At 58.8% G+C, this 12,561-nt stretch carries 10 protein-coding genes; 6 read left to right on the forward strand and 4 right to left on the reverse strand.

Features of this window, described 5'->3' with window-relative positions:
• Positions 1 to 50: 50 nt before the first annotated feature.
• A complete protein-coding gene (locus tag B5G06_RS05810) occupies positions 51 to 611 on the reverse strand; it encodes a TetR/AcrR family transcriptional regulator (RefSeq protein WP_242955365.1) in 561 nt (186 codons plus the stop codon).
• 200 nt (positions 612 to 811) lie between these two features.
• On the opposite strand from B5G06_RS05810, the gene B5G06_RS05815 reads away from it, so the two are divergent.
• Positions 812 to 1,060: a TIGR03905 family TSCPD domain-containing protein gene (locus tag B5G06_RS05815; RefSeq protein ID WP_087188146.1), complete on the forward strand. Its 249-nt coding sequence runs from the start codon at positions 812 to 814 to the stop codon at positions 1,058 to 1,060.
• A 64-nt stretch (positions 1,061 to 1,124) separates the two neighbouring features.
• Here the strand turns inward: B5G06_RS05815 and B5G06_RS05820 are convergent, their stop codons facing one another.
• Both B5G06_RS05820 and B5G06_RS05825 read right to left on the reverse strand, forming a co-directional pair.
• Positions 1,125 to 3,359 (reverse strand): bifunctional metallophosphatase/5'-nucleotidase, encoded by a 2,235-nt coding sequence (locus B5G06_RS05820; protein WP_204220753.1) that lies wholly within the window; start codon positions 3,357 to 3,359, stop codon positions 1,125 to 1,127.
• A gap of 256 nt (positions 3,360 to 3,615) precedes the next feature.
• Complete coding sequence (locus B5G06_RS05825; protein WP_087188148.1) at positions 3,616 to 4,131, reverse strand: DUF6512 family protein; 516 nt, start codon at positions 4,129 to 4,131, stop codon at positions 3,616 to 3,618.
• A gap of 261 nt (positions 4,132 to 4,392) precedes the next feature.
• On the opposite strand from B5G06_RS05825, the gene spoIVB reads away from it, so the two are divergent.
• From spoIVB to B5G06_RS05845, 4 genes are all read left to right on the forward strand, one after another.
• Positions 4,393 to 5,448, forward strand: coding sequence for a SpoIVB peptidase (spoIVB, locus tag B5G06_RS05830; protein WP_087188149.1), 1,056 nt, complete (start codon positions 4,393 to 4,395; stop codon positions 5,446 to 5,448).
• Positions 5,449 to 5,698: 250 nt separating this feature from the next.
• Positions 5,699 to 6,472 carry a sporulation transcription factor Spo0A gene (spo0A, locus tag B5G06_RS05835; protein WP_343286353.1) on the forward strand — a complete coding sequence of 258 codons (774 nt, stop codon included), beginning with the start codon at positions 5,699 to 5,701 and terminating at the stop codon, positions 6,470 to 6,472.
• 144 nt (positions 6,473 to 6,616) lie between these two features.
• A complete protein-coding gene (locus tag B5G06_RS05840) occupies positions 6,617 to 7,219 on the forward strand; it encodes a pentapeptide repeat-containing protein (protein WP_087188151.1) in 603 nt (200 codons plus the stop codon).
• Between the two features lie 75 nt (positions 7,220 to 7,294).
• Positions 7,295 to 8,674 carry an alanine/glycine:cation symporter family protein gene (locus tag B5G06_RS05845; protein ID WP_087188152.1) on the forward strand — a complete coding sequence of 460 codons (1,380 nt, stop codon included), beginning with the start codon at positions 7,295 to 7,297 and terminating at the stop codon, positions 8,672 to 8,674.
• 43 nt (positions 8,675 to 8,717) lie between these two features.
• Here the strand turns inward: B5G06_RS05845 and B5G06_RS05850 are convergent, their stop codons facing one another.
• Complete coding sequence (locus B5G06_RS05850) at positions 8,718 to 10,490, reverse strand: CvpA family protein (protein WP_242955367.1); 1,773 nt, start codon at positions 10,488 to 10,490, stop codon at positions 8,718 to 8,720.
• 264 nt (positions 10,491 to 10,754) lie between these two features.
• Between B5G06_RS05850 and B5G06_RS05855 the strand changes: the two genes are divergently transcribed.
• On the forward strand, positions 10,755 to 12,413 hold the full coding sequence (locus B5G06_RS05855) for a Na/Pi cotransporter family protein (RefSeq protein WP_255396441.1): 1,659 nt from the start codon (positions 10,755 to 10,757) through the stop codon (positions 12,411 to 12,413).
• Positions 12,414 to 12,561 lie beyond the last annotated feature (148 nt).

The following is a 12,561-nucleotide window of genomic DNA, read 5'->3' on the forward strand; positions in this document are numbered from 1 at the left end:
GAAGAACTGTCTGAGACAATTCCTACCGGGGTGATACATATATGGATAAATCAGGATGGCTGAGGGGGTGAGGAAAAACGCTGAGCCACCCGCCGGAATTCATCCTCCAGCAAAAAGCTGATGCGGGCAGCCAGTTCCGAGGGCTCCTCCTTCATGTCGTCGGCCAGCCAGCCCAGCATGGTGCCGGCCAGGGCGTACATATAGAAATCAATGAGAAATTCCCGGTCTCTCTCCGCCAGGACAAGACCTTCGGCGGCAGTATCCAGCAGCTTGGCAGTCAAGGCGTGGGACATGGTGAAGAACTGACAGTCCAGGTGCTCACGACCGCTGGAGCGGTAGATGTGATAGATGATGACGTGGTTCTCCTGTATGTAGTGGAAGGAGGTCATCAAAGCCTCCTGCCAGGAGGTGCAGGGCTGCAGGACCTCGGTGGTCTCATGCTCCAGGAACCAGTGGAGCAGATCATAGATATCCTGGAAATGATAATAGAAGGTCTGCCGGTTGACTTCGCAGTCCTCTACGATCTCCTTGACGGTAATATCGTCCAAGAACTTCTTCTGCAGCAGTCGCCGCAAAGAATTGGCAAGCGCCAGTTTGGTGCTGGGAGCCAATGGGCACACCTCCTCTCATTCAGACTGGTGTAACAGGCGCAGCCTGCCCTTTATAGCACAAAGGGCGGGTGTATAAATGCACAGCCGTGCATCTGCGGCTTTTGCGCTTATTATACCACAGTGGTATAAAGAATTGCAATCCTGTCCAAAGTATGGTATGATTTGCCCCGTTAAACGGGAACATCAAAGGAGAGAGAAAAATGACCATTGATTATCGTCCCAGGGGCGTTTGCTCCAACCGCATGGTGGTGGATGTGGAGAACGGCGTGATCCGCTCCCTGCAGGTCCAGGGCGGGTGCAACGGCAACCTTCAGGGAATCTCCCGGCTGGTGGAGGGTATGAAGGTGGATGAGGCCATCCGTCGGCTGGAAGGTATCCGCTGCGGCTTCAAAGCCACCTCCTGCCCGGACCAGCTGGCCCAGGCGCTGAAACAGGCGGTACAGGCCTAAACAGAAAAAAGCTGGGGCGTGCATATGCACGCCCCAGCTTTTTTTGTATACGCAGGAGTGAGCCTCAGGCAGCAGGCTTTTCGGCGGTCAGGGCGCCGAAGTTGGACAGAACCTGAGCAAACTCCACCCGGGTCAGCTGACCGGCGGGCATCAGCTGGCCGGCCTCGTTGCCGGTCATGATGCCGGCGTAGTAGCAGAAGGTCATGCCGTCCAGAGACTCAGCGGGGATGGAGGCATAGTCGGGAGCCTTCTCCATGGAGCCGTCGGCGGCAGGGGCCTGGATGCCCTTGTACTCGGCATAGGCGGCGATCAGATCGGCGATCTCAGCGCGGGTGATGGTCTGATCCTCGCCGAAGGTGGTGCCTTCAAACAGGCCCACGGAAGCGGCCCAGTTGATGCAGTCGGAGTACCACTTGCCCTCGGTGTCGGTGACAGTGGTCTTCTCCACGGCGGGAGCACCCTCCATGTTGTACAGCACCTGATACACGGTGGCGCGGCTCACCTGGCCGAAGGGAGTGAAGCTGAAGCCGTTGGTGGTGCTCATCATATCATTGTTCACCACATAGCGGACAGCCTCGCCGTACCAGGCGGAGAAGTCAGCGTCGGCGTACAGAACGGTGATGCGGCCGTCGCCTCTGGGATTGGCGTACTGCTCGCCTACCACGCCGCCCAGCTCGTCCTTGATGTAGTTGATGAGGACCTCGTTGTCCACCATGACCTCATCCTTCAGGATCTTCACGTTGTCAGCGCCGAACATGGCATAGCCGTCGCCGCCGTCCTTGAGCATATAGTTGTGGGAGGCCAGGGTGTAGGTGGCCTCGGGGTCAATGGCGGTGTACTCGCCGGTCTCGCTGTCCAGAACCTGAACATCCTTGACCCGGCGGTCGCCGGCCACCTTCACGAAGTTACCAGCGTCGTCCAGCTCCACGGAGGTGGGGATGGAGGTGTCCACGGTGTACTTGATGCCGGAGACCTGCAGGAAGCCGCCGCTCTCAGACACGCCGGCCTGCATGGAGCCCAGCTCCAGAGCATCCAGGATCTGCTGGCCGGAGACCTCAACCAGGCAGGCCAGGTTGCCGAAGGGATGGACGGCGATGATGTTGCCGTAGGTGATGTCGCCGGCAGCGATGTTGTCGCGGACGCCGCCGCCGTTGACAAAGCCGATGTCAGCGCCCAGCAGCACGCGGTAGGCGTCGGCGCACAGGTCGCCCAGGTTGGTCTCGGCGGAGCGGACAGCACGCTCACCGGTGTAGGGATCGTTGATGGTCAGGTCCACGGAGGAAGTAGCCACCACTTCTTCGGACATGGCCTTGTACTCAGCCTGGATACCCTCGATGAAGGTCTTGGCGGTGGTGTAGGCCTGAGAGGTGGTATCCACGTCAGCCAGGGCAACCAGCTCGGTGGTCATAGTGCCGTCGGGAGCGATGACCAGCTTGCCCACGGACTCGGCCTTGGTGCCGGTCTGGCTCAGGAGCACGTCCTCACCGTCGGCGTTCTTCACAGTCTTGGAGGGCTCGGTGGTGTGGGAGTGGCCGTCCAGCACCACGTCGATGCCGGTGGTGTTGGCAATGACTTCGGTGGACATCCAGGGAGAGCTCTGGGCGTCCTCACCCAGGTGAGCCAGGGCCACCACATAGTCAGCGCCGGCCTTGCGGGCGGCATCCACAGTATCCTGGACCTGGTCGTACAGGGCCTTGCCGTCCTTATCCTGGCAGAAGCCGTAGATGTACTCGCCCTTGTCGTTCTGGAAGTAGGCGGGGGCGGACTTGGTCAGGGTCTCGGGAGTGGAGATACCCACATAGGCCACGTCCACGTCGCCGTAGGTGACCATGGTGTAGGGCTCCAGCACGGCCTTGCCGTCGGCGTCCACGAAGTTGCAGCTGACATAGGTGTACTCAGCCTGGTTCTTGGCGATGTCCAGGAAGGTATCCATGCCGAAATCGAACTCGTGGTTGCCGGGGATGGCAATGTCGTAGCCCACATTGTTCATGATGTCCACGATCCAGCTGCCCTTGGACAGGGAGCCCAGGATGCCGCCCTGGATGGCGTCGCCGTTGTCCACCAGGGTAACGTTGTCGGCGCCGTAGCTGGCTTCCATCTCGGCCTTATAGGCGGCGATGGCGGCATAGGACATACCGTCGTCGCTGGTGCAGTGGACATCGTTGGTGTACAGCACCACAATACCGTCATCCGTAGCAGCGGTGGTGTCCCCCTCGGCAGCCATGGCGGGGATGCAGAAGCTGCTGGCCATGGACAGGGAGAGGAACAGGGACAGGAACTTGCGTGTGTGTTTTCTCATGAAACATTCCACCTTTCCTTCCGGGCCCTACCGGAGGGGACCTTTTCGGCTGGCTGGATGGAGCCTGAACGCATCCGCGGCACATAAAGATTTCCTCTGGATGTGGGCAAATCGGATATCATAATGGTAACAAAACGGAAACAAAAATACAAGGGGTCCGGTGTAGAAAGCAGGTAAATTTTATGTGGTTTTGGTAAAACAGGCAGAAAGGTGGAAAAGACAACAAGTCCCCGGAGAAACGCTCCGGGGACTTGCTTCAGCAGGGCAGGGTGACCCAGGTGGGAGTGCCGGACAGATCGGTAAAGAGAAGGCCGTTGGGAGGCAGAAAGGTGAATAGAAGTGTGGCGATTCCCAGCACCAGTACCAGCAGGACCAGCACTTCCCGGAAGTTTTGCCAGAAGGGCTGGTGGAGCAGATAGGGCAGCAGGAAAAATAATGCCATCATCAACAGATAGAGGACGATATCAAAGATAAGGGAGTCCCCCTGAAAGGAAATGTGATAGAGGTAGCCGATTCCCAGCATTCCGGCCGTGGCCGCCAGCAGGGCAAAGGCACGCTGTCCCAGCAGCTCAGGCTGCCGGCGGCGCAGAGCCAGCCCGGCAATGAGGCAGGGCCAGTAGAGCAGTTTGACGTGCTCCCACAGGCTCTCCCGCACCGGAGCCACCAGAGCGGTGGCAGGACAGGGAAGCAGGGTATAGAGGAAATGCAGACAGGCGCCGGCCACTGTGGCAGCAACAAAAGCGATCCACTCGGTCTTGCTCAGGCGCGGCATGGCGGACACATCCTTTCGTCTTATATGCCGTAACATATGCAAACAAAAGAAAAAAATACCACAGAGCCTCCAGGTAAAAAGCAGGAAACAGGGGGAGAAAAGAACAGGGGCAAAGCGCCAACGATTTGCCGGGCGGCAGTTGGAAAGAAGAGCCAAACCAAAGGAACATTTCATTGCCAGCGTGGGTCGTCCATTTGAAAACCATATTAGTAACAGGCGTACAAAACGCCAATGATTTGGGGAAGGAGCGTGGACAGCGAAATGGGAAAAGAAGAATCAAAGATCAGGCCCTGGGTGGGCGCGGTGCTGACAGCGGTGCTGCTGCTTGCCTGGGCGGCCTGGTTCCAGCCCGTCAGGGCGGCGGAAACCAGAGAAGTGATCCCCATGGGGCGTACCGTAGGGATCAAACTGTTTTCCGACGGCGTGATGGTGGTTGGTTTTGGTGCGGTGACGGCGGCTGACGGCAGTCACACCCCGGCCCGGGACTGTGGGCTGAAGGAAGGGGATATCATCACCCACATCAACCGGGAAGAAGTGGACAGCATTGAAGAGGTCCAGGCCGTGCTGCAGCAGGTGGGGGACCAGACCATGAGCATCCGTGCGGTGCGGGACGACAAAGAGGTCCAGTTTACCGCCCAGGCGGTCCAGTGCAGTGCCGACGGGCAGTATAAACTGGGCGCCTGGATCAGAGACTCCATGGCAGGTATCGGCACCATGACCTTCTGCGATCCTGAGACTGGTACCTTCGGCGCTCTGGGCCACGGTATCAACGATGTGGATACGGCAAAGCTGATGCCCATGCAGTCCGGGTCCATCCTCTATTCCGAAGTCACCGATGTGCAGAAGGGCGTGAAGGGAACGCCGGGGGAACTCCACGGAGCCTTTCAGACCGACCGTGATCTGGGGGTGCTGTGGTCCAACACCTGCAGCGGCGTCTTTGGCCAGATCAGTGATGAGACCATGACTGACGGCATGGAGCCGGTACCAGTGGCGGAACGCAGCCAGGTCCAGGTGGGCCCGGCGGTCATTTTGTCCAATGTGGCCGGCGATCAGGTGGAGGAGTATGAGGTGGAGATCACCCGTATTTTTCCCGAAAAAGAGGGAGATACCCGCAATTTGATGCTGAAAGTCACCGACGCCCGACTGCTGGATACCACCGGCGGCATTGTGCAGGGAATGAGCGGCTCGCCCATCCTCCAGAACGGCAGACTGGTGGGAGCCGTGACCCATGTACTGGTCAATGATCCCACCCAGGGCTACGGCATCCTGGCAGAGCATATGCTGGAGCAGGCGGAAACTGGGAAAACGGAAGTCTGATACGCCTAAAACGCCGGGAGCGGCTCGCCGCTCCCGGCGTCTCTTTTGGAGGAACGGCGGGGGATCTTGCAGAGAAAAGGAGGCCGCTGTCGGATTTTCTGCGGAAAAGTCGAACGAAGTCGAAGAGAAATAACCATAAATTACCAGTAAAACCCTTGCGCTTGCTGTCTGATTATGGTAAATTATAGCCAACCGGTAATCAGCCTTGGCCAGGCGGCAAATGTGGAGCAGGAGGAGCCTGCTGGAAAGGGTGTCAATATTGGAACGGAGAATCAAAGTCCTGGTAGCGGATGCAAGCGAAGAATTTCGCCGTATTCTGGTGGAACAGCTGGAAGGGGAAGCGGGCATCCAGGTGGTGGGAGCCACAGGAGATGGAGAAGAGGCGCTTCAACTTTCAGAGCGTCTGGCGCCGGATGTGCTGGTGATGGATCTGGTGCTGACCCAGATGGATGGGGTGGAGGTCTTGCGGGCGCTGTCCAAGGCCGAAGCCAGACCCCGGGTGCTGGTGCTCTCAGGCTTTGCCCGGGGCAGCGTGGCTGAGCTGGCTGCATCCACCGGCGCGGATTACTATATGCTCAAGCCCTGCCGGCTGACGGCGGTGGCCGAGCGGGTCCGCCAGCTGGCCGCCCTTCAGGAGACGGAGGAAGGGGATGACGGCGAAGAGCGGGCCAGACGGCTGGAAAATGTGGTGACGGGAATCATCCATGAGATCGGTGTGCCCGCCCACATCAAGGGTTACCAGTATCTGCGGGAGGCTATCATCATTGCCGTGGGGGATATGGATGTGATCAACGCGGTCACAAAAATTCTCTACCCAGAGGTGGCCAAACGCTTTGGCACCACTGCCTCCCGGGTGGAGCGGGCCATCCGCCACGCCATCGAGGTGGCCTGGGACCGGGGCGATCTGGAGACACTGCAAAAATACTTCGGCTACACGGTCTCCAACGCCAAGGGAAAGCCTACGAATTCGGAATTTATTGCCATGATTGCCGATCGGCTCCAGCTGCAGCAGAAGGAGCGGTGAAGGTTGTGATGTGCCCGGCAGACGGGGAACGCCCCGGAGCCGGGCGCGTTTTTCTCTACACAGCCGGACAAAAAAGGAGTATAACATAAGCAGACAGGATGCGGCCCCGCTGCCGGGGCGTATCCCCTAGGAGGCGTGACCATCATGCTGGTGCAGCAATTACATTGGGCCAGAACCGAAGAGCGGGACCTGGAGGATCTGGCCATTGAACAGGAACAGCTTGTGGGACTGGATCTGTCCCACTTGGAGTATACCCGGATCCGGTTCTATAAATGCCGTTTTGAGCGGTGCGATTTTTCCAAAGCGGCTTTTTATCAGTCGGAATTTGACGGCTGTGATTTTTCCAACTGCAGCTTTCTGGATACGGTGTGGAACAAGTGCCGGGTGTCCGGGTGCAAGGGAGACGGCGTGAAGATGATCTCCAGCCGCTGGAAGGACTGCTCGGTGACCGACAGCAGCTTTCGCTATGGGAATTTTTCCAAATCCCTGTGGAACCGGGTTAGTCTGACCGGCTGCGATTTGCGGGAGGCCTCCATGGCAGAGGCCCGGGTAAGCGGCCTGGAGCCCCATGGGTCCAACTTTCAGAGGGTGGACTTTTTTCGGACTCCGCTGAAGGGTCTGGATCTGTCCGACTGCCAGATCCAGGGCATTACCGTGTCGGAGAGCCTGCAGGAGCTGCGGGGGCTGAAGATCAATCCGGGACAGGCGGTGGATCTGGCCCCTTTGCTGGGGGTGCAGCTGCTCTGAGCGTTCCGGCTCCGGACAAGATACAGGCATGGAACTGCCCCTGTCCGCATACCCCTGGGACAAGGGGGTGGGGCTATGACCGGATTGGAGCGGCTGGCCGATCTGATCTGGAATCCGTGGATGCTGGGCCTGTTTCTGATTGCGGGCCTTTATTTGTCGGTGCGCAGCGGATTTTTTCAGGTAGTACACTGTGGATTGTGGCTCAGGACCACGGCGGGGGCACTGGGCAAAAAAGCCAGAAAAGGTACCGGGCGGGGGCTGACTCAGCTGCAGGCCATGTCCACCGCTTTGGCGGCCACCATTGGCACAGGTTCCATCGCCGGAGTGGCCACCGCCATCTTTTACGGTGGGCCGGGGGCGGTATTCTGGATGTGGGTATCTGCCTTCCTGGGCATGATGACCGGCTGTGTGGAAAAGATCCTGGCGGTACGCTACCGGGAAAAGGACGAGAAGGGCTGCTGGCAGGGTGGCCCCATGTGCTATATGGAAAAGGGGCTTGGGAGCCCCGCCTTGGCCACCCTGTTTGCCCTGTGCTGTGTGGCCGCCTCCCTGGGGGGCGGTAATATGGTGCAGGCTAATTCCATCTCGGCTGCCCTCCATGCCGGTTTTGGGCTGGACCCGCTGGCAGTGGGTATCGTGGTAGCCCTGCTCACCGGGGCGGTGGTGGTAGGGGGTATTGGCCGCATCGGCAAGGTGAGCGAGACCCTGGTACCCTGTATGGCACTCCTCTTTGTGGGCGGCGGGATGGTGGTACTCTGCTGCCATGCCCAGGCCCTGCCCGGGGCGCTGAGGCAGATCGTGGAGGGGGCCGTTACCCCTAGGGCGGCTCTGGGGGGCGGCGCGGGCTACGGTATGGCGGCGGCGCTGCGGTACGGAGTGGCACGAGGGGTATTTACCAATGAGGCGGGCATGGGCTCCTCTTCCATTGCCCACGCCGCCGCCGACACCAGAGAGCCGGCGGAGCAGGGGATGTGGGGCATTTTTGAGGTGTTTGTGGCTACCATTGTGGTGTGCTCCATTACCGCGCTGGTGATCCTTACCACCGGAGTTTATCAACCGGAGGAGGCCCTGTACGCCATCCAAAAGGGGCAGGTGACGCCGGAGATGCTGGGCGCCCCCCTGTCGGCGGCGGGGTTTTCCACCGTATTCGGTCCCTTTGGGGAAATTTTTGTGTCGGTATGCCTGCTGCTGTTTGCCTTCACCTCCCTCCTGGGGTGCTGTTACTATGGCGAGCGGGGGCTGGCCTACCTGAGCGGCTCCAACCGCTGGCGGTGGATTTACCGGCTGGTATTTTTGTGGGCGCTGGTGTGGGGCAGTGTAGCCGACGTAACAGCGGTGTGGCAGCTGGCGGACATCTTCAACGGGCTTATGGCTCTGCCCAATCTGTTCGCCCTGCTGCTGCTGTCACCGGAGGCTCTGGCACTGCTGCGGACATGGAAAAGCAAACAGGCATGAAAAGAGCACGCTGCATCAGCAGCGTGCTCTTTTTGTAGAAATCTTATTCCGCCGGAGCGGGGGAGGGAGAAGCTTCCCCGGTACCGGTCTCCTCCTGGGGTGCGGGAGTGACGATCGGCGAGGGGGCGGGCTGGGCCGCTCCGTCCAGGGTGATGGTGGAGCCATCCAGAATGGAGGAGGTTTCCCCGTCAATGGCAGGGGTGTGCTGGATGGTCACCTGGTCGCCCACATTGAGAATGACGGCCAGGGGATTCTGAGCGGCAGAGATGGCGTAGTAGGTGGGATCGCCCTCCAACTGAATGAAGTAGTAGGAGTTGCCCTCCATGACTGCCGAGCGGATGTCGCTGATCACGCCGGAGACCTCGGTGCGGGGGGTGTCCTCCGGGGTGGTGATACCCTTGTTGTTGAGCAGCTTGATATACTCCTGCTCACAGGCCGACACGGTGGAGCCGGTGGCCACCACCTGATACTGGGCCACGTTGACCATGGCGTAGCTCTTCACCAGATTGGTGGCGTCCTTCAGGGGGATGAAGTAGGTGGGCTCGTTGGCGATGTTGAGCAGCAGGGGGAAGGTGGCAGTGTATTTCAGGTCCTGCACCACGCCCTCGGCGGAGGACATGGCCGCCGCCTCGGTGGCGCCGGGGGCGGAGTAGAACTTGGTCTCCTTGGTACGCTGGTTGGACAGCAGGAAGCCCAGGTTGGACTGGTCGGCATTGGCGGAGGTAACGCCGGTGTACATATACACGTCGTCGTTGAGGGCAATATAGTTGGAGCCGCTGGTGGTGATGGTCACGTCCCGCTGGCCGAAGATGGAGTTGATGAAGCCGTTGACCAGAGTGCCGTGGTAGTCATACTGCTGCATGATCAGCTCGGGGGTAAACACGTTGTCCACCCAGCTGGGGATATCGGCCAGCTCATAGTAGGTGCATTCGCCGGTAATGGCGTCCACCAGCACCGCGCCCTGGATGTCGTCGCCGCCGAACAGGCCGATGGTCTTGACGATGCGGGGAGCGATCCAGTAGGGGCGGCCCTCCTCGTCGATCTCAAACTGGGGGGTGCCGAAGATAAAGGTAGGGTAGTTGAAGCGCAGGTGGCGTTCAATATTGCGGTTAAGAGGCTCGGAGAAGGAGTATTTCATGCCCTCCTCCAGCCGGACCACCGTGGCCTCCTGGGTGACCATGTCCACCGTGACATAGGCGGGCAGACCGGTACCTCGATTGGTAAACCATTTGAACAAGTCGGCGTAGGCGATGGGAGCCACACGGACGGGCCGGCCCTGGTAGTTGATCTGGGTGGAGTCAAAGGAATACTCAAACTGACTCACCATATCGCTGAGGGTACCCATCTGGCGGTCGCTGAGGTATTCGGCGGAGGACTCGTCCAGCGTGGGGATCTCATTAAAAGAAATCTCGGCGATGTCGGTGGTAAAGTTGCCGTCCTCCACGGTGAGCAGATCCCGGTAGGCCCCGGCCCGGAAGATGGGCAGGGAAATGAGGGTGCCCACGATGCCGATGGCGATGAGAACCAGCAGCAGGATACCAGCCGGCAGACAGCGGGATTTGATGAAGCGCAGGTAGTCCTTGGGACCGCTGCCGTCCCGGATCAGATCCATGCCGGAGGTGAGAATGGAGGTGACCACAAATACGATGCACAATACGGCGATAAAGACATAAAAATCGCCGGACTGGGGATTGATAGGGGGCAGAGCCACATAGAAGTAGACCAGGCCGATCAAAATGGTGAGTACAATACAGAGCACCAGTTTTCCGGACTTGCTTTTGGGCCCATGGGCCTTTTTGGCCGGTTGCTGTTCCATGAACGTTTCTCCTTTAGGCAATTCGACATTTTTTTCAGTATCAGAAGGGACTGATAAAGGTAGTATAGCCCATAGCGGTGGAAAAGGCAACTGAACAGGCATTAAATTTCCATAAAATGAGGGGAAAAACCTGCCGGAGCAGAGGGAGAAAGGGAGCAAAACTTCGTACAAAATCCCATTGACGACAAACTTTACATTCGATATACTTAGACAGGACATTGTAAAGAAACTGAAAAGGAAATATAAAAAAAGAGGAGAAAAAACGTGGGAAACATAAGCATCCTTCTGGGGCTGCTGGGCGGCCTGGCCTTGTTCCTCTACGGTATGCAGATGATGAGCTCCGGCCTGGAGGCCGCAGCTGGCAACCGTATGAAGCGCATCCTTGAGCGACTGACTTCCAACCGTTTCCTTGGCGTCCTGGTGGGCGCGGTGATCACTGCGGTGATCCAATCTTCTTCCGCCACAACAGTCATGGTGGTGGGCTTCGTTAACTCCGGCATGATGACCCTGCGGCAGGCTGTGTGGATCATTATGGGTGCCAATATCGGTACCACCATTACCGGCCAGCTCATCGCCCTGGACGTGGGCGCCATGGCACCCCTGTTCGCCTTTGTGGGCGTGGCCATGGTGGTGTTCCTGAAGAAACCCCAGATCCACCACTACGGCAACATCCTGGCCGGTCTGGGCGTACTCTTCATCGGCATGGAGATGATGAGCTCCTCCATGGAGCCCCTGCAGGAGTGGCCCGCCTTCGTGGACGTGGTCAGCACCTTCTCCAATCCCCTGATCGGTATTCTGGTGGGTACCCTCTTTACCGCACTGATCCAGTCCTCTTCCGCCTCTGTAGGCATTCTTCAGGCCCTGGCAGTCAGCGGAGTCATCGGCCTGGACAGCGCCGTGTTCGTTCTGTTTGGCCAGAACATCGGCACCTGTATCACCGCTGTGCTTGCTTCCATTGGCACCAGCCGTAACGCCAAGCGCACTACGGTGATCCACCTGATGTTCAACCTGTTTGGTACGGTGCTCTTTACGGCGGTCTGTATTCTGACGCCGCTGACCGACTTCATGGTGAGCCTGACCCCGAATTATCCGGCGGCCCAGATCGCCAATATGCACACCCTCTTTAACGTTGTCACCACCATTCTGCTGTTGCCCCTCGGCAACGGGCTGGTGAAGCTGGCCATGTTCATCCTGCCCGACCGGAGTGAGAGCGGCGAGGAGGGAATGCACCTGGCCTATCTGGTGCCCAACCCCACCCACACCAAGCAGGAGCACCCCATCGGCTTCTCCGCCATGTATATCACCCAGCTGCGGCAGGAGCTGAACCGGATGCTGGGGATGGCTCGGGAAAACATCGCCACCTGCTTCCAGGCGGTGCTGGATGTGGACCCCAAGAAAATGGAAGGTGCCGAGGCCACCGAGGACTATCTGGACTACCTGAATAAGGAGATCTCCCAGTATATCTCCCAGGTTATCGTCCATGAGACCAACGAGCAGGATTCCACCGCCGTCAGCGCCTACTTCAAGATCACCGGCAACATTGAGCGCATCGGCGACCATGCCATGAACATCTGCGAGTATACCCAGATGATGCATGATAAGAACATCCAATTCTCTCCCGAGGCCCGGGAAGAGATTAAGCGGATGGAGCAGGTCAGCCTGGAGGCCCTGGATCTCCTGGGACAGGAGGTTACCGATCCCACTAAGTGGCTGACCAAGGTGTCCGCCCTGGAGCAGCGGATGGACGACATGACTGAGGAATACCGCCGCAACCAGCTCAAGCGGATGCGGAAGGGTTCTTGCTCCGACGAGGCCTGCATTATCTTCTCCGAGCTGCTCACCGACTTTGAACGGATTGGCGACCACGCCCTGAACATTGCTCAGGAGCGGGCCTCCATTTCCTCCGACGCCACCGGCGTTTAAACCAAACCAAAACTCCCCCCGCTCCAGAAGTGAAGTGACCCCGAAAAGTTAGACAATATTTTCTTGAAGAAATTGTTCAAGCAGCCGAAAGGGCTTGTTGTCTGTGAATAGCAGGCGGCAAGCCCTTTAGCTTTGCCTTAATGCGTCG

It is taken from the genome of Flavonifractor sp. An52, assembly GCF_002159385.1.
GTDB lineage: Bacteria > Bacillota > Clostridia > Oscillospirales > Oscillospiraceae > Flavonifractor > Flavonifractor avicola.

What these genes read in the sequence shown, in the direction of transcription:
- B5G06_RS05815 (WP_087188146.1), top strand. Translation starts at nt 812, where the DNA reads ATGACCATTGATTATCGTCCCAGGGGCGTTTGCTCCAACCGCATGGTG.
- B5G06_RS05820 (WP_204220753.1), bottom strand. Translation starts at nt 3,359, where the DNA reads ATGAGAAAACACACACGCAAGTTCCTGTCCCTGTTCCTCTCCCTGTCC.
- B5G06_RS05825 (WP_087188148.1), bottom strand. Translation starts at nt 4,131, where the DNA reads ATGCCGCGCCTGAGCAAGACCGAGTGGATCGCTTTTGTTGCTGCCACA.
- spoIVB (WP_087188149.1), top strand. Translation starts at nt 4,393, where the DNA reads ATGGGAAAAGAAGAATCAAAGATCAGGCCCTGGGTGGGCGCGGTGCTG.
- B5G06_RS05840 (WP_087188151.1), top strand. Translation starts at nt 6,617, where the DNA reads ATGCTGGTGCAGCAATTACATTGGGCCAGAACCGAAGAGCGGGACCTG.
- B5G06_RS05845 (WP_087188152.1), top strand. Translation starts at nt 7,295, where the DNA reads ATGACCGGATTGGAGCGGCTGGCCGATCTGATCTGGAATCCGTGGATG.
- B5G06_RS05850 (WP_242955367.1), bottom strand. Translation starts at nt 10,490, where the DNA reads ATGGAACAGCAACCGGCCAAAAAGGCCCATGGGCCCAAAAGCAAGTCC.